Consider the following 16,041-nt stretch of genomic DNA (forward strand, 5'->3'; position numbering starts at 1 on the left):
GTTGAAGCAAGTGCTCCGCGATCATGGCAGGGTGGTACGACATTCCCGACCATCTGAATCGGTTGGTGTATCGGTCATCTCGGATTGCGGCCGGAAATGTCGTAACCGGTCAATTGCGGGGCTTGGGCTCCATGAAGGCGATGCCCCAGTTCAGGTGACCGTGCCACACGCTGGCTATGCGGCCGCCCTGGACGGCGGGTTTGGGGTCGCCGATGGGGCCGCCCGCGGCGCGGACGGCGGCGACGGTGGCGTCCAGGTCGGGGGACAGGAAGGCGACACCGGTCAGAGCGGGCGCGCGGCCGGACGACACGGCCTCGATGAACGGTTCGCCGACCCGGTAGAAGGCCATTTCGGGCCCTTCCGGGCCGCGTGGGAAGAAGCGCCGGCGCGGCGGGACGCCCAGGACGGCGGTCAGATCGGCGACGGCGTCGTCCAGATCGGGCACCCAGTAGACGACGTGATCGACGGTGGTCACGCCGTTCGGATGCGCCGGCATGGAATCAGCTTCGGGCGTCGTCGATTCCAAGTACGGGATGCCGAGTGATTCGGGGGCGGCATGGGTTTCGTCGAATCCCCAGGCGGGCTCGCCCAGGGTGCAGGCGACGCGGCCGATCTGCACTCGGCCGCCGCCGACGGTGAAACCCAGTGCCGCCCAGGACTGCTCGTCTCCGGGCAGTCCCAGGCGGGTGAGGTTCGGCATTACAGGGCCGCCGCCAGCCGGGTGCCCTGGTTGATGGCACGCTTGGCGTCGAGTTCGGCGGCCAGGTCGGCGCCGCCGATGAGGTGCACCTTCACGCCCGCGTTCTGCAGCGGATCGTGCAGGTCGCGCACGGATTCCTGGCCCGCGCACAGGATCACGTTGTCGCACTCGATGATCTGCGGGCGCTGGCGCTTCTCGCCGAAGCTGATGTGCAGGCCGCGGTCGTCGATGCGCTCGTAGTTGACGCCGCCGATCTGCTCGACGCCCTTGGCCTTGACCGCCGCCCGGTGCACCCAGCCGGTGGTCTTGCCCAGTCCCTTGCCGAAGGAGGACGACTTGCGCTGCAGCAGCACGACTTCCCGGGCGGCCGGAGAGGGCCTGGGGGTGGTGACGAAGCCGGGGACGGTGGGATCGTCGGACACGCCCCACTCTTCCTTCCACTCGTCGAGCTTGAGGCTGGGATGTCCTTCGACGGTGAGGAATTCGCTCACGTCGAAGCCGATGCCGCCGGCGCCGATGACCGCCACCTTCTTGCCCACCGGTTTGCCGTCGCGCACCAGCTCGGCGTAGGTGAGCACCTTCGGGTGGTCGATGCCCGGGATATTGGGGATGCGCGGCTTCACGCCGGTGGCCAGGATGACCTCGTCGTAACCGCCCGCGATGAGCTGCTCGGCGGTGGCCCGGGTCTCGAGATGCACACGCACACCGGTGATTTCGAGCTGCCTGGTGTAGTAGCGCAGGGTCTCGTTGAACTCTTCCTTGCCCGGGATCCGGCGGGCGATGTCGAACTGCCCGCCGATCTTGTCGTCGGACTCGAACAGGTCCACGTGATGCCCGCGCTGGGCCAGGCTGACCGCGGCCGAGAGTCCGGCCGGGCCCGCGCCCACGACGGCGAACTTCCGGGTCCGGCGGGTGGGCAGCAGCTTCAGCTCGGTCTCGTGCCCGGCGCGCGGATTCAGCAGGCAAGATACGGTTTTGGCCTGAAAGGCGTGGTCCAGGCAGGCCTGATTGCAGGCGATGCAGGTATTGATCTCGTCCCCCCGCGCGTCCTGGGCCTTGCGTGCCCAATCCGGGTCGGCGAGCAGCGGGCGGGCCAGCGACACCAGGTCGGAGTCGCCGCGGATGAGGATCTCCTCGGCGGTCTCCGGCATATTGATGCGGTTGGACGCGCACACCGGAATGCTCACCAGGTCCTTGACCTTCGCGGTCCACTCCACGAACGCCGCACGCGGCACCGAGGTGACGATGGTGGGCACCCGGGCCTCGTGCCAGCCGATGTCGGTATTGATGATGGTGGCGCCGGCGGCCTCCACATCCCGTGCGACGGAGGCGATTTCGTCCCAGGTCTGGCCCTTCTCCACGAAGTCGGCCATGGACAGCCGGAAGACGATGATGAAGTCCGGTCCGACCGCCTTGCGCACCCGGCGTACGATCTCGCCCGCGATGCGGCGGCGGTTCTCCGGCGAGCCGCCCCACTTGTCCTTGCGCTTGTTGGTGCGCTCTGCCAGGAACTGGTTGATGAAATAGCCTTCACCACCCATGATTTCGACGCCGTCGTACCCGGCGAACTTGGCCAGGTAGGCGCAGCGCGCGTAGTCGTCGATGGTCTCCTCGACGCCCTTGGACGAGAGCGCGCGGGGCTTGAACGGGTTGATGGGGGCCTTGATGGCGGAGGCGGACACGCTGGTGGGCATGTAGGAGTAGCGGCCCGCGTGCAGGATCTGCAGCGCGATCTTGCCGCCCTCGGCGTGCACCGCCTTGGTGATGGCGCGGTGCCGGTAGGCCTCGGTCTTGTTGGTCAGCTTGGCGCCGAACGGCAGCAGCCAGCCGGTGCGGTTGGGAGCGTAGCCGCCCGTGATGATCAGTCCGACACCGCCTTTGGCCCGCTCGGCGAAGTAGGCGGCCAGCCGGTTGATGTGCCACGCCCGATCCTCGAGGCCGGTGTGCATGGAACCCATGACCACGCGATTGCGCAGCGTGGTGAATCCCAGGTCCAGGGGTTCGAACAGGTGCGGGTACGCGCTCATCGCTGAGAGCCTTTCGGTTCGGACGCCTGCGACCGGGCTGAGTCGCGCTTCAGGGCGTCGAGTACTTCCTGGCACCAGTCGACGATTCCCTCCTCGACGCGGATGCCGCCGCGCAGGACGAGGTACTGGTGCAGCTTGGGGCCGGTGAGCCGATCCGGCGCGGGGTAGTCCTTCTTCTCGAAGGTGCGGTACAGGTCGAGCCGGTGCGCGTGCTGGTCGCGGTGGCGCTGCACCTCGCCGGTGAGCGCGCCGACATCGCCGAGGGAGGCGGCTCGCAGCTTCACGCCGAGTTCATTGCGCATGGGTTCCAGATCGGCGGGTTCGGCGATCCAGCGGATCAGTTCGGCCCGGCCGGCGTCGGAGACGGTGTAGACCTTCTTGTCCGGGCGGCCCGCCTGGGGCACGGTCTCCGCGATGACCCAGCCCTGCTCGTCCATGCGCTTGAGCACGCGATAGATCTGCTGGTGGGTAGCGTTCCAGAAGAATCCGATGGATTTGTCGAAACGGCGCGCGAGGTCGTATCCCGAGCTGGCACGTTCGGTCAGCGATACCAGCAGCGCGTGTTCGAGGGCCATGCCGCCAGGGTAACTGAGACGAGACGTACTATGCAATTCAGTGCATAAAAAGTCGGCGTGGTGTGGGCTCGTCGGTGTGTCGGTTAACGCGGCCGGTCGCGAACCTGATTTCAGAGCGAATCACCCGCCCGGGGTGCTGGGCGGGGATGGACTCAGGGGAGGAAATATGCGTTCGGCATTCACATCGGTGGGGGCCGCGATGCTCATCGCGACATCCGCGGTTCTGATGACGGCCTGCAATGACAAGAACACCACCGCGGCGACGCCGGCCTCGGTGAGCGCCGCGGCACCGGGCGCCGGGCAGCCGGGTGACACTGCCACTCCGGGTGGCACCGTCAAGCCCGGTGGCACGAACTCACAGGCGACCGTGCGCACTATCGGCAAGACCGGCTGGTACGAGGGCTTCGAGATCACCGTCGACAAGGCCACCGTCACGCCGGACGAATTCGGCGGCGCGAAGGTGCGGGTGGACATCACCTACAAGAACACCACCACGAAGGACCAGACGCTCAGCATCGTCCCCGGCGTGCAGATCGACGGCGCACTCGATCCCGGGGCCGGATTCGACAATCCGGACGTGCCCGGAAAGGGCTCGGCAGCAGGCGATGTCACCACCTCGGTGAAGAAGCTGGACAATGCCGAGCACCTGCTCGACACCATCACGATCGTCTACGGCACCTCCGCGGACAACCAGACCCTGATCCCGCTGAAGACCGACGCGAAGGCCGACAGCGTCGCTCCCAAGACGCTGAACGTCTCGGGCAAGCTGGCGCAGGACCAGACCACCGTCGAAATCACCGGCGGCACCTTGACACCCAGCTACACCAAGGGCGAGCGCAACAAGATGGATCTCGCCCTGCACATCAAGCTGGTCGGCGGCTCCGGCATCGCGGCGGGCGGGCTGAACGTCTTCTACGAGTACTTCAGCATCAAGACGCCGGACGGCCAGAACGTGGTGGCCGATATCCGCGGCCCCATCGACGAATTGCTCAACCGCAACCAAACCATCGACAAGGCGGACAATGTCGTCGTGTTCGTGGTCCCTGCGCCGGCGACCGGCTCCTATGTGATCAGCTACGACGCGACCAAGGGGGCGAGCACCGCACCGACCTTCTCTTTCACGATCAGCTGAAAAGCCCTGCGCACCCGGGTCTTTCAGGGCCTTCATCACAACGCTCCTTCGCTACCTGGATCGATCGGACATGCCCGGAGACACCACCCGCGTCTCGACCGTGACGTCGAAGCAGTGTGTCGGCCGTCATAGGCTCGCACTGTCGCACCGGGGTGGGTGTGGCGATGGCCAATTCTGGTGGTCATGGTTCCGTCGATCACTTTGGAACTATGGCATTTCATATATGTTGGGATGCTGATTCGGAGCAGACCGCAGGTCGAGTGCACTGTCATGTTGCTTCCCGTGCCGGGTGCGGAGGCCGACGCAGAGGACATGCGGGACGCCGCTGATCGGGGCGTTGCCGACCGGCTTGCGGGAGTGTGACATGCTGGTAGCGAGCACGGGTTGTTGATGTGATCGCTCGGCTCGCAACAGGGAGATTTAAAAAGAATGTCGCAAGGCAGTGTGAAGTGGTTTAACGGCGAAAAGGGCTTCGGGTTCATTGCGCAGGACGGCGGCGGCCCCGACGTTTTCGTCCACTACTCCGAGATTGCCGGCTCGGGCTTCAAGTCCCTCGACGAGGGCCAGCGGGTCGAGTTCGAGATCGGCCAGGGCCAGAAGGGCCCGCAGGCGCAGAACGTCCGCGCCATCTAGGAGCCGACACAACACCTAACCCGCGCCGATCGGCGCGGGTTTCGTGCTTTTCACACCCTTTCACTCAGCGCCGCGAACTCCTTGGCGTAGTCCATCCACAGTTCTCAGCGGGCGGCCTTGACGGCGAGGGCTCCGGCGATGAGGACGGTGATCCCTTCTGCGATGGCGGCGGCGCCGACAGCGTGCGCGGCCGAGAGCGCGGAAGTGCCTGCGAGGGTGAGGAATACGGTGCCGAAGCCGGCTACGCCGATGACGACGCCCAGTTGCACGCAGGTGACCAGGATGCCGCTGGCGTCGGCGGCGAGGGCGAGGGGGATCTTGCTGGTGGCGCGAGCCATGAGGGGGCTGAAGGCGAGGCCGTAGCCGATGCCCATCACGCCGAAGACGGTCAGTTCGAGCGGGCCGATGTCGCGGCCGCCGCGCATCTGCAGGCCCATGACGACGGTGGTCAGGGCGGCGATCAGCAGGCCGGTGGGGATCATCGCGCGGTGGAAGCGGGCGGGGATGCGCGTCCAATTCAGGCTCACCAGGCCGAAAGTCACGCCATTGGGGAGGAACAGGAGTCCGGCGTGCAGAGCGCTGTAGCCGAGGGTGGACTGGAGATGGATGGTGAGGACGAAGACCCAGCCGCCGAAGGTGCACATGACCAAGAACAGGGTGGCCGCGGTGAGCACCAGGCCGGGGGCCCGTAGTACGCGGTCGGCGAAGAGCGGTTCCCCGCCGCGGCGGTGCACCCAGCGCTCGACCAGGGCGAAGGCGGCGAAGCCGAAAGCCGACGCGCCCAGGGTGATTCGGGTCCACAGCGGCCAATCCTGTTCGTGCCCGAGCACCAGCGGCACGACCAGCGCCAGTACCGAGGCGGTCAGAACGGCCAGACCGGCCAGGTCGAGTTTGCGGTCCACGCCGGTCGTGACGGCCGGCAGGATGCGCGGGGCGGCGGCGAGCAGTGCCAGCCCGATCGGCACGTTCACCAGAAACACGCCACGCCAGCCGGTTCCGGCGATATCGCTGCTCACGATGATGCCGCCGAGGATCTGGCCGACGACCATGCCGCCGGAGATGACGGTCGCGTAGGCCGACAGCGCGCGGGCGCGGGCAGGTCCGGTGAAAACCCGCTGCAGGATGGTCATCACCTGCGGCACCATGGCCGCCGATCCGACGCCCTGCAGGAACCGGAAGACGATGAGCGAGCCGGAGTTCCAGGCCAGCCCGCAGGTCAGCGAGGCGAGGGTGAACAGCGCCAGGCCGGTGACGAAGACGGTGCGCTGCCCGAACCGGTCACCCAGCCGCGCGCCGGTGACCAGGAGCACCGCGTACGCGATCACATATCCGGAGACGATGAGCTGCAGCCCGGAACCGGTGGCGTGCAGGGAGGTTCGGATCGAGGGGATGGCGACGTTCACGATCGAGGCGTCCAGCACCGCCATGAACTGGCCGAGCAGGATGACGGTCAGGACCGCGAGGGGACGTCGGACGGCTACCGGGGCGGGAGCCGCCGCGGGTGGAGACTGGGCCAGGCTCTGTGTCATGGGAATCAGCGTGCGCGGCGGCCGAATCGGCGGACAGGAGTCTGTTTATACGGGTACTGGCACCACCTGGATACCCCTAGCGATTACCGCCACCATGGAGGCATGGTGTCAGGAGCGGGATGCGGCGATCTCATCGAGTCGAGCGTCACCGAAGCGTCCGTGCGCAACGGTGATTCGCGGTCGGTGCGCAAGGTGCGCCGGGTGGAGCTGTCGACGTTCCTCAAGTCGCGGCGGGCCCGGATCCGGCCGGAGGAAGTCGGCCTGCCCGCGGGCGCGCGCCGGCGCACCCCGGGGCTGCGGCGCGAGGAGGTGGCGCAGCTGGCCGGGGTGGGGATCACCTGGTACACCTGGCTCGAGCAGGGGCGCGACATCAATTGCAGTGTCCAGGTGCTGGATGCGATCGCCCGGGCGCTGTGCCTGGACGGCGCCGAGCACGCGCATCTGTACCGGCTCGCCGACGTCCCGACCGCGCCGGCGCCGATCACCGAGGAGCTGGTGCCCGAGGAGGTGCAGATCATCCTCGACCACATGCATCCGCTGCCCGCCGCCCTGTTCAGCGCCAAATACGATGTGCTGGCCTGCAATACCGCCTACGCGACGATGTATCCGACGTTCATGAGCGGCTCCCGGAACGTGCTGCGCAAGGTCTTCCTGGCCGACGAGTGCTGCACGCCCTACCCGCCCCACTCGGAGCCGGACCACCTGGCCCGCATGGTCGGCTACCTGCGCGCCGCGTACGCGCGCAACCTCGGTGACCCCGAATGGGTGGCGTTCATCGACGACATGGTCTCGGCGAGCCCGCATTTCGCGGAACTCTGGGCACGCAACGACGTCGCCCTCCCGCTGGGTCGCACCCGCATCATCCGCAATCTCGCCATCGGCGAACTCGAGATGTACATGACCAGCATGTCGCTACCGTCCATCGCAGGCGCGTGGATGCAGGTCTGGACGCCATCCGGCGCCGCGGCCTGGGACAAACTCCACGCCTTGCTGGCCATGACCCCCGAAGACCGCCGCCTCCCCTGGGCCGACCACGTCGAGCGAGTCCACAACCGCGTTCTGATCTGACCGAGCCGCATTCTCAGCCGACAGGGCTGCCCGACCCCATCGGCCGGCACGCACCGGCTGGAAGCCCTTCGGGCCGGGGCGAACCCGGGCCTGGCCGCCGGTCCGCACTGATTCCGGCCGCAAGGTCCGGTCCTCCTGGAGCGTGGTCGATGCTGCGCGCGGCCCGGGGTCGCTGCGGGCGGCCGGACCACGCACGTGAATGTTGCGCCGAATTCCGGTTCGGTCGCTTAGTCTGCGCTGCATGACCGAGCGCGCGGGCGATATCACCGTCGGGCAGGCAACCGGGCGGGCGACGGTGCTCGCGTGGGGGTTCTGGGACTGGGCGGGTGCGGCGTTCAACGCGGTGATCCTGACCTTCGTGTTCTCGGTGTATCTGACCGACAAGGTGGGCGAGGATCTGCCGGGCGGGATCTCGCCCAGTGCCTGGCTCGGGTGGGCGCTGGGAGCGGCGGGGCTGGTGGTGGCGGTGACCGCGCCGGTGGCCGGGCAGTGGTTCGACGCCACCGCCAGACGCAAGCTGGCGCTGGGACTGCTGACCTCGCTGACGGTGCTGGTGATGGCGGCCATGTTCTTCGTGCACGCCGACTACCACTACCTGTGGCTGGGATTGGCCCTGCTGGGCGTGGGTTCGGCGACGTTCGAGCTCTCGCATGTGCCGTACTTCGCCATGCTGCGGCAGGTGTCCACGCCCGCCAATGTCGGGCGAGTGTCCGGGTTCGGCTGGGCCATGGGCTATTTCGGCGGGATCATCCTGCTGCTGATCAGCTATGCCGGCTTCATCGCGGGCAAGGGCGACTATCGCGGACTGCTCGGCGTGCCGATCGAGGACGGGCTGAACATCCGCCTGGTCGCGGTGCTGGCGGCGGTCTGGTTCGCCGGATTCGCGGTGCCGCTGTTCCTGTTCGTTCCCGAGGTGCCGCGGACCACGGCCGATCCCGGTGCGGCGGTGCGGGGCCGATCGTTCCTGCGCTCGTACGGGGTGCTCTTCCGCGACATCCGGGAACTGTGGCGCGTCGATCGGCGCACCGTGGCGTTCCTGCTGGCCAGCGCGGTATTCCGGGACGGCTTGGCCGGGGTGTTCACCTTCGGCGCGATCCTGGCGGTGCGGGTGTACGGCATCGCGGACTCGGATGTGCTGCTGTTCGGCATTGCCGCGAATGTGGTTGCGGCCCTGGGCGCGCTGGTCGGCGGCCGGTTCGACGACCGCACCGGCCCGAAGGCGGTGATCGTCACCTCGCTGGCGGGCATGATCGTGTGCGGAGCGTTCCTGCTGGTGTTGTCCGGTCCGCTCATGTTCTGGATCTTCGGGCTGGCGCTGACCGTATTCGTCGGCCCCGCACAGGCTTCCGCGCGCTCGTTCCTGGCCCGGGTGTCTCCGCCCGGCCGCGAGGGTCAGATGTTCGGGCTCTATGCCACCACTGGTCGGGCCGTATCCTTCCTGGCACCAACCCTTTTCGGCTTCTTCGTCTGGGCGTTCGACGCCGAGCGGGCGGGAATCGTTGGCCTGCTACTCGTCCTGATCGTCGGCCTGATGCTCTTGCTGCCTGTGCGCGGAGATGATGTGCGCGGCCGCTGATTTCAGGGGCGGCCCATCGCTGTGCGGGCCGCCACGCGCCATCCCTATGCGGGCCGCCACGCGCCCATGCCGAGCGCGATGAGCCGGACCTGCAGCACCGCGCGCTCCACTGTCCGCACGCTCTCCCGGGATTCGGCCATCAGGTAGTCGGCGATCCGGTCGGCGACCGTGGACACGATGAGATCCGCGGCGAGCTCCAGATCATCGGGCGACCATGCGTCCAGCGCCCGCACCCGGGACAGGTCGACCACCAATTCCCGTTCGATGAGCTGCATTTCGACCGCGATGGCCCCGCGCAGCGCGGCCGAGCCGCCGTGGCGTTCGCGAATCAGGAAGCCCCACAGGTCGCGCTTCCCTTCGACCTGATCGAAGACGAAGCGCACGGTCTGTGCCAGCGTCGCGTGCGGGGTGCGCCGCATTTCCCGTAGTGCCAGGCGCAATTGGCGCACACCCTCCTCGACCAGGGTGGTGCCGAGTTCGTCGAGCGAGGTGAAGTGCCGGTAGAAGGCGGTGGGCACGATGCCGGCCGAGCGTGCGATCTCACGCAGGGACAGCGCCGCGAAGCCGCGGTCCGCGGCCAGGGCGAGGGTGCCATCGAGTAGCGCCGCGCGGGTGCGCTCCTTGCGCTCGACTCGGGTAGCTGCCTGCTCGCTCATCTCGATCACCATACATGCGTTCACATTCGTTCCATTCGCAAGATGTCGTGTGGGTCACACGAGCTGCCGGTTGAACTGGAGTGGCCTCACCCGGCACACTATCTCAGTGTACAGATGTGCACCGAAATGACTCGGGTTCGGTATGACATCGAGGTCACACCGGAGGCGCATCGACTGCGAAGAGGCGTCGCTCAGCTCGGCGACGCGACAGGAGGCTCACATGGTCGGACTACTCGACCTGGTGCAGAAGACAATGACCACCCCGCACCCGCTGGATCGCTACCTCGAGCTGGTGCGCCCGACCCTGACCCGGCGCTCGATGCGCGCGGAGATCACCCACGTGCGGCGCAGCGCGGTCGGCTCGGTCACTCTCACCCTCAAGCCCGCCCGGCAGTGGTCCGGGCACGTGGCGGGACAATACGTGCAGATCGGCGTCGTGATCGACGGCGTCCGCCACACCCGCTGCTATTCACCGGTCAATGCCGAGGGGCGCCGCGACCGGCACATCGAACTCACCGTCAAGGCCCATCCGCACGGCCTGGTCTCGAACCACCTGCACGAGAACGCGATTCCCGGCATGGTGGTGGACCTGGAGCCCGCCGCCGGCGTGTTCCACCTGCCCGAGCCGCGGCCCGAGCGGATCGTGCTGATCAGCGGCGGCAGCGGCATCACGCCGGTGCTGTCCATGCTGCGTACCCTCGCCAACGAGGGCTACCGCGGCCGCATCCTGTTCCTGCATTACAACCGTTCTCCGGAATGGGTGCCGCATCGCCAGGAACTCGAGGCGATCGCCATGCAGCACGGCAATGTCCGCATCGAATTCCGCTACCCGGAGACCGTTCGCGGCCGTCTCGATTCTGGACCGAGTGGAGCGGGAGAGCGAAGCGGAGGAGCGGAGGGAGGGAAGAATCGAGACTTCGGGGGCGTGAACCCGCCCGGAGCGAACCGTAGGGCAAATCAGGCAGAGCGCGACGCCCACTTCGGCTACGACGAGCTGGAGTCCCTCGCGCCCTGGTTCCCGTCCGCGCAGACCTACCTGTGCGGACCGCCCGGCCTGATGGCCGCGGTGCGCACCGTCTACGAGGCCGAACAGCTCGGCGATCGGCTGCACAGCGAGGAGTTCACCCTCACCACCGCGGTCGTGGACCCGGCCGACGCCGAGGGCAAGGTGACCTTCTCCGGCAGCGGCGTGGTCGCCGAGAACACCGGTGCGAGCCTGCTCGAGCAGGCCGAATCCGCGGGCCTGAGCCCGGAGTACGGCTGCCGCATGGGCATCTGCTTCTCCTGCACGGCCGTCAAGCGCAGCGGCTGCACCCGCAACCTGCGAACCGGGGAGCTCGACAGCGACCCGGACCAGCCCATCCAGATCTGCATCAACGCCCCCGTCGGGGACGTCGACCTCGCTCTCTGACTCATTTCTGCCATCTGAACAGGAGGGATCATGGCGATCCTCACCGAAACCACCGAGGGCCCGCTGGTGCTCAGCGTCGATCAGGTCGAGGAGATCGGCCGCGAGCTCGACGCGCTGCGCGCTCGTATCACCGCGGACCTGGGCGACCGGGACCGCGAGTACATCTACCAGGTGATCAAGGTCCAGCGCGGCCTGGAGATCGCTGGCCGCGGCCTGCTCTACCTGGGCTTCCTGCCGCCGTTCTGGCTGGCCGGCGTGGCCGCGCTGAGCGCGTCGAAGATTCTCGACAATATGGAGATCGGCCACAACGTCATGCACGGCCAGTGGGACTGGATGCGTGAGCCGACCCTGAATTCCCGTGTCTTCGAATGGGATACGGTCTGCCCGGGCGACCAGTGGCGGCACTCGCACAACTACATGCACCACACCTACACCAACATCCTCGACATGGACCGCGACATCGGTTACGGCATCCTGCGCGTGGACGAGGCGCAGAGCTGGAACGTGCTGCGGCTGGGCAACCCGCTCTACGCCTTCGCGCTGATGGTCGCGTTCGAGTGGGGCGTGATGGGCCACGACCTCGAGGTCGAGAACATCGTCCGGGGCAAGAAGCCCTGGCAGGAGGTCAAGACGCTGGTCAAGGGCCAGTGGCGCAAGGCCGGCCGGCAGGTGCTCAAGGACTACGTGGTCTTCCCGGCGCTGACCGGACCGCTGTTCCTGTCCACGCTGGCGGCCAACTTCACCGCCAATATCGTGCGCAACCTGTGGACGTTCTCGATCATCTTCTGCGGCCATTTCCCGACCGGCGTACAGACGTTCACCCAGGAGGAGTGCGCCGAGGAGACCCAGGGCGAGTGGTACGTGCGCCAGATGCTGGGCTCGGCCAATATCAAGGGCGGCAAGCTCTTCCACATCATGTCCGGCAACCTGTCGCACCAGATCGAGCACCACCTGTTCCCGGATCTGCCGGCCAACCGGTACCCGGAAATCGCCCCCGAGGTGAAGGCGCTGTGCGAAAAGCACGGCCTGCCCTACAACACCGGACGCTTCTCCCGGCAGATCGGTTCGGTGTGGTTGAAGCTGTTCAAGCTGGCGCTGCCGCCGTTCCTGGTCAAGAATTCAGCACAGGCCGGTGTTATCGTGATGCGCCGGGGGCAGGCGAGCGAAGTGGGCGTGTAAATGATTTCTAAATTCGAGAGCAACAAGGATCTGATCCAGGAATTGACGTCGTCGGGAGCACGACACGTCGGCAATATCGCCTCGATCATCACCGGCACCGTCGCCGAGGTGACCCGCGAGATCGGTGACTGGATCACCGATGCCATCGAGATGCGTGAGGCCGCCGCCGCTGCCGCGCAGGACGCGGCCGCCCAGCGTGCCGCGAACCTGACCGACGACCTCGACGACGAGGTCGACGAAGCCCCGGAACCCGCACCCGCGCAGGACAATTCGGCGACGAAGCCGGTCCATGGCGAGCGCGTGACCGATTCCGAGGTCATCGACGCAGAGGTCATCGACCCGCGTTAGTCGGGCTCCTCACCAGCTCGGCAGTCGTCGGCGATGCTGGGCGACCTCCGTGATCAGATCCCGATAGCCGTCGGCGAGCTCGGCGAGCCGGTACCACTGCAGGTGGGCCTCCGTGTCCACCCCGCGGCGGGGCCGGTCCTCGCTGATGCGGTGCGCCACCGCGCGGTGTGTCTCCTTCTCCGCCCCGTGGTGGGGCCGCGCTCGCCCGTCGCCTGCTTTCGAAGCCCGCGCCGGCTCGGACTCGGCATTGCCCAGAGCCCGTTGTGCGGCAACCCATTTCGCGGCCATCCGGTCGATGACGGCGCCGAGGGTCTCGGTGTGCAACGAGGCCCCGGCGCGGTGCGGGATGTTCACCGCCACCCAGTCGTCGATGCGGGCCACCAGTTCGGCCCGGCGCTCGTCGATCCGGTCGACGCGGCGGGTGCTGTCGGCGACATCGTCGGGGGTGGCGTCGGCGGCATGCGCCGTGTCCAGGGCGCGATATCGATGCTCATGCCATCGCACCAGTTCGTGGGCTGATTCGAGGACGTCGCGATCGCGACGATCGGAGCTGACCGGTTCCCGGAAGGCGCGCAACAGCGTTGATGGCGATGGGAGCTCGGCCCCGAAACCCGCTCCGGTGTAGTCGATTGCCATGATTCCCACCCTCGGCGTCGCATGCGTGGATGCGCCAGGGCCGAGGGGGTTTCGGGGAGGGGCTCCCCTCGGCTCCGGCGCAGCCCCGCACCCGGAACGCAACAGCCCACCACCAGCGACACGGTGAAGTAACCGGGAAATCCGCGACGATGCGATGAGAAGACTGTCCGATAATGCGGGACATATTCAGGAAAGCGCGATAGCCGGAGAGGCGCAACCATCCGGCGCGTGATCGGCGAAGCTGCCTGAAAATCGTTATACAGCATTACAAGACGGTCACATGGCCGCGGCGGTTGAAGGCCGATCGACACCTCTGCGGGCGGTGTGTGAGACAGGTTCGAGGGCTGGGCTCGACCGGGGCGAGGCCTCCCGCCGGCGGGTACGGTTACCAAGGCTTATGAATAGCTATCTGTGCGGCGTGCCGAGGGCGCGACGCGCCGTAGTCCGTTAGCCTCGATATTCGTGCCCGCCTATGCGTCGTCGCCGGAACTGCGATTCGGTTTCATGTTCGCGTTGGAAGACCCCGAGCGAATTGCCGAAGTCGTCCGTAATCTGATTGTTCGCCGGACGGTGTCGGTGTTCCGTCTCGCGCATCTCTCCAGCGACAACGGACCGCCCGATCGGTTTGTCGTGAACTGGGGCGCGCTGCCGCAGGTCTCCGTCACGATCGCCGCGCCGGACCCCGACGAATTACGTTCCAGCGGAACGATGCTGGTCAACGCGTTTCTGGGGGAGGACGGCGAGGTGAGCCTGTATTCGGCGGGCGCGGCGCCGCCGCAGTAGGGAACTGGACGGTCCTCTCCCTGTGACGGGTCGCACAACCCGTCTCAGCGATCTCTCAGCTACTGGCAAGGTTCGCCTCAGTGTCCGTCGGCAGTGTGGGTCCGGTCGCCGATCGGAGATCCCGGACGGCGGCGTCACTAGAGAGAGGTTGAAACATGATCCCGGTTATCATCCAGACTGGTTCCGCTGCGCTGAACGGCGTGCTGAACACCGGTAGTGCGGCCCTGGGTGGTCTGCTCAACACCCTGTGGACGGGATCCTTCGGCCGTTAATTCGCAATAGAGCGAAGGGTTTTCGGGCAATCGCCCCGGGTGCGTTCGCATCCGGGGCGATTTTTTTGTCAGACGGCCAGGGCGGGAGCCCGGCGGGCCTGGAGGATCTGCTCGAGCAGGGCCACCAGGACGAGTTTCACCGATTCCCGGTCGCGGGCATCGCAATCCATGAGGTGGATGGTGGGCGAGAGGTCCAGCGCCTCGCGGACCTCGTCGAGCGCGAAGCGCGGTCCGGCCTCGAATCGGTTGACCGCCACCACGAACGGGGTGCCGCGCTGCTCGAAGAAGTCCAGCACGGGGTAGCAGTCCTCGACGCGGCCGGTGTCGACCAGGATGACGCCGCCGAGCGCGCCGTCGAGCAGGTCGTCCCAGAGGAATTCGAACCGCTCCTGGCCGGGGGTGCCGAACAGATAGAGCACCAGGCTGGGGTCGAGGGTGATGCGGCCGAAGTCGAGGGCCACGGTGGTGGTGGTCTTGCCGGTGGCCAGGCCCGGATCGTCCAGTCCCACCGACACTTCGGTCATGGCGGCTTCGGTGGCGAGCGGCTCGATCTCCGAGATCGCGCCGATGAATGTGGTCTTGCCGACGCCGAATCCACCGCTGGTCACGATTTTCACCGAAGAGGCCAGCGGTACGTCGGCGGGGTCAGAGGTTCCGAACAAGGTCCCGGATCCTTTCCAGAGCAGCGGTGGAGAGTTCATCGGTCCGGCCGACCGAGACGTGTCCTTCGGATACCAGATCGCTCACCAGCACTCGCGCCACCCCAATCGGAACCCGCAGGGCCGCACCGATTTCGGCGATGGAGTGCGGGCGCTGGCACAGTCGCACCACCCGTTCCAGCTCGAATCGCAGCGGCGCGGACAGTGCCGCGGGGGTGGCGCGCACCAGGGTTTCGATGCGCAGGCCGTCGACTACGGGCGTGGTGCGCCCCGAGGTCATCATGAACGGTCGCACCACCTGTTCCTCATCGTCGGCCAATCTCGTATCTCGCGTGGGTTCTTCGGACGCGGCGGCACCGGACCAGCCGCGCGGGCGGCCGGGCGCGATCATGCGCGCGTCCGGCAGCCGATGCGAATCATTCATCGGCTCAAGGACTCCCGCAATTCGGTGATCAGGGCCGGGGTCAGCAGCGCGCCGGCGCGGTCGGCCAGCACGGCCATCTGATAGCCGACCAGGCCCACATCGGCGCCGTTGTCGGCGATCACGCCGATGCAGCTGCCATTGCTCATGGCCGAGACGAGCAGGAATCCGCGCCCCATCTCGATCATGATCAGCCGCAGTCCATCGAAATCGTAACTGCGCGAGGCGCTTCGGCCCAGGCTCGTGAGCCCGGAGACGATGGCGGCGAGCCGGTCGCCCGCGGTCCGGTCCAGGCCCTGGGACATGGCCATGAGTAGCCCGTCGGAGGACACCGCCACGGCGTCGCGCACCCCGTCGGTGGTACGCACGAAGTCGGCCAGCAGCCAGTTGAAAGTGTGCGGATCGGTGTCGGTGTAGTGGGTCGTCACCCGGTGTC

Annotated in this window: 16 protein-coding genes and 1 pseudogene; 8 read left to right on the plus strand and 9 right to left on the minus strand. The window is 67.2% G+C overall.

Annotation, left to right across the window (positions count from 1 at the left end):
* Positions 1 to 109: 109 nt before the first annotated feature.
* The 3 genes from ACFXKA_RS25710 to ACFXKA_RS25720 are packed head-to-tail and all read right to left on the minus strand — an operon-like array spanning position 110 to position 3,302.
* Positions 110 to 700 (minus strand): VOC family protein, encoded by a 591-nt coding sequence (locus tag ACFXKA_RS25710; RefSeq protein WP_379429212.1) that lies wholly within the window; start codon positions 698 to 700, stop codon positions 110 to 112.
* Positions 700 to 2,727: an FAD-dependent oxidoreductase gene (locus tag ACFXKA_RS25715; protein WP_379429213.1), complete on the minus strand. Its 2,028-nt coding sequence runs from the start codon at positions 2,725 to 2,727 to the stop codon at positions 700 to 702. The genes ACFXKA_RS25710 and ACFXKA_RS25715 overlap by 1 nt, the downstream gene beginning before the upstream one ends.
* Complete coding sequence (locus ACFXKA_RS25720) at positions 2,724 to 3,302, minus strand: PadR family transcriptional regulator (protein WP_379429214.1); 579 nt, start codon at positions 3,300 to 3,302, stop codon at positions 2,724 to 2,726. Before ACFXKA_RS25720 ends, ACFXKA_RS25715 begins: the two co-directional genes overlap by 4 nt.
* A gap of 166 nt (positions 3,303 to 3,468) precedes the next feature.
* Between ACFXKA_RS25720 and ACFXKA_RS25725 the strand changes: the two genes are divergently transcribed.
* The gene (locus ACFXKA_RS25725; protein ID WP_379429215.1) at positions 3,469 to 4,434 is read left to right on the plus strand and encodes a hypothetical protein; all 966 of its coding nucleotides are present in this window, start codon (positions 3,469 to 3,471) and stop codon (positions 4,432 to 4,434) included.
* Between the two features lie 429 nt (positions 4,435 to 4,863).
* A complete protein-coding gene (locus ACFXKA_RS25730) occupies positions 4,864 to 5,067 on the plus strand; it encodes a cold-shock protein (RefSeq protein ID WP_040813159.1) in 204 nt (67 codons plus the stop codon).
* A gap of 104 nt (positions 5,068 to 5,171) precedes the next feature.
* Here ACFXKA_RS25730 and ACFXKA_RS25735 read toward each other — a convergent pair whose 3' ends face one another.
* Positions 5,172 to 6,596, minus strand: a complete 1,425-nt coding sequence (locus tag ACFXKA_RS25735) for an MFS transporter (RefSeq protein WP_379429216.1) — start codon at positions 6,594 to 6,596, stop codon at positions 5,172 to 5,174.
* 102 nt (positions 6,597 to 6,698) lie between these two features.
* Between ACFXKA_RS25735 and ACFXKA_RS25740 the strand changes: the two genes are divergently transcribed.
* Positions 6,699 to 7,664 carry a helix-turn-helix transcriptional regulator gene (locus tag ACFXKA_RS25740; protein WP_379429217.1) on the plus strand — a complete coding sequence of 322 codons (966 nt, stop codon included), beginning with the start codon at positions 6,699 to 6,701 and terminating at the stop codon, positions 7,662 to 7,664.
* A gap of 241 nt (positions 7,665 to 7,905) precedes the next feature.
* Entirely contained in the window at positions 7,906 to 9,240 is a 1,335-nt protein-coding gene (locus ACFXKA_RS25745; RefSeq protein WP_379429218.1) for an MFS transporter, read from the plus strand.
* A gap of 44 nt (positions 9,241 to 9,284) precedes the next feature.
* On the opposite strand, the gene ACFXKA_RS25750 is transcribed toward ACFXKA_RS25745, so the two are convergent.
* A complete protein-coding gene (locus tag ACFXKA_RS25750; protein ID WP_379429219.1) occupies positions 9,285 to 9,896 on the minus strand; it encodes a TetR family transcriptional regulator in 612 nt (203 codons plus the stop codon).
* Between the two features lie 220 nt (positions 9,897 to 10,116).
* On the opposite strand from ACFXKA_RS25750, the gene ACFXKA_RS25755 reads away from it, so the two are divergent.
* From ACFXKA_RS25755 to ACFXKA_RS25765, 3 genes and pseudogenes are all read left to right on the plus strand, one after another.
* Positions 10,117 to 11,307, plus strand: coding sequence for a ferredoxin reductase (locus tag ACFXKA_RS25755; protein WP_379429220.1), 1,191 nt, complete (start codon positions 10,117 to 10,119; stop codon positions 11,305 to 11,307).
* A gap of 30 nt (positions 11,308 to 11,337) precedes the next feature.
* Positions 11,338 to 12,486, plus strand: coding sequence for a fatty acid desaturase family protein (locus ACFXKA_RS25760; RefSeq protein WP_379429221.1), 1,149 nt, complete (start codon positions 11,338 to 11,340; stop codon positions 12,484 to 12,486).
* A pseudogene (locus ACFXKA_RS25765) lies at positions 12,487 to 12,714 on the plus strand (hypothetical protein); the annotation flags it as partial.
* A gap of 129 nt (positions 12,715 to 12,843) precedes the next feature.
* On the opposite strand, the gene ACFXKA_RS25770 reads toward ACFXKA_RS25765, so the two are convergent.
* Complete coding sequence (locus ACFXKA_RS25770; protein ID WP_379429222.1) at positions 12,844 to 13,470, minus strand: DUF4254 domain-containing protein; 627 nt, start codon at positions 13,468 to 13,470, stop codon at positions 12,844 to 12,846.
* 462 nt (positions 13,471 to 13,932) lie between these two features.
* On the opposite strand from ACFXKA_RS25770, the gene ACFXKA_RS25775 reads away from it, so the two are divergent.
* Positions 13,933 to 14,253 (plus strand): hypothetical protein, encoded by a 321-nt coding sequence (locus tag ACFXKA_RS25775; protein ID WP_354834445.1) that lies wholly within the window; start codon positions 13,933 to 13,935, stop codon positions 14,251 to 14,253.
* A 340-nt stretch (positions 14,254 to 14,593) separates the two neighbouring features.
* Here ACFXKA_RS25775 and ACFXKA_RS25780 read toward each other — a convergent pair whose 3' ends face one another.
* The 3 genes from ACFXKA_RS25780 to ACFXKA_RS25790 are packed head-to-tail and all read right to left on the minus strand — an operon-like array spanning position 14,594 to position 16,033.
* Entirely contained in the window at positions 14,594 to 15,154 is a 561-nt protein-coding gene (locus ACFXKA_RS25780) for an ATP/GTP-binding protein (RefSeq protein WP_354835302.1), read from the minus strand.
* A gap of 16 nt (positions 15,155 to 15,170) precedes the next feature.
* A complete protein-coding gene (locus tag ACFXKA_RS25785; RefSeq protein ID WP_354834447.1) occupies positions 15,171 to 15,608 on the minus strand; it encodes a DUF742 domain-containing protein in 438 nt (145 codons plus the stop codon).
* On the minus strand, positions 15,605 to 16,033 hold the full coding sequence (locus tag ACFXKA_RS25790; protein ID WP_354834451.1) for a roadblock/LC7 domain-containing protein: 429 nt from the start codon (positions 16,031 to 16,033) through the stop codon (positions 15,605 to 15,607). The genes ACFXKA_RS25785 and ACFXKA_RS25790 overlap by 4 nt, the downstream gene beginning before the upstream one ends.
* Between the last annotated feature and the right edge of the window lie 8 nt (positions 16,034 to 16,041).

This window comes from Nocardia sp. NPDC059228 (assembly GCF_042754245.1).
In the GTDB taxonomy this organism is placed as follows: domain Bacteria; phylum Actinomycetota; class Actinomycetes; order Mycobacteriales; family Mycobacteriaceae; genus Nocardia.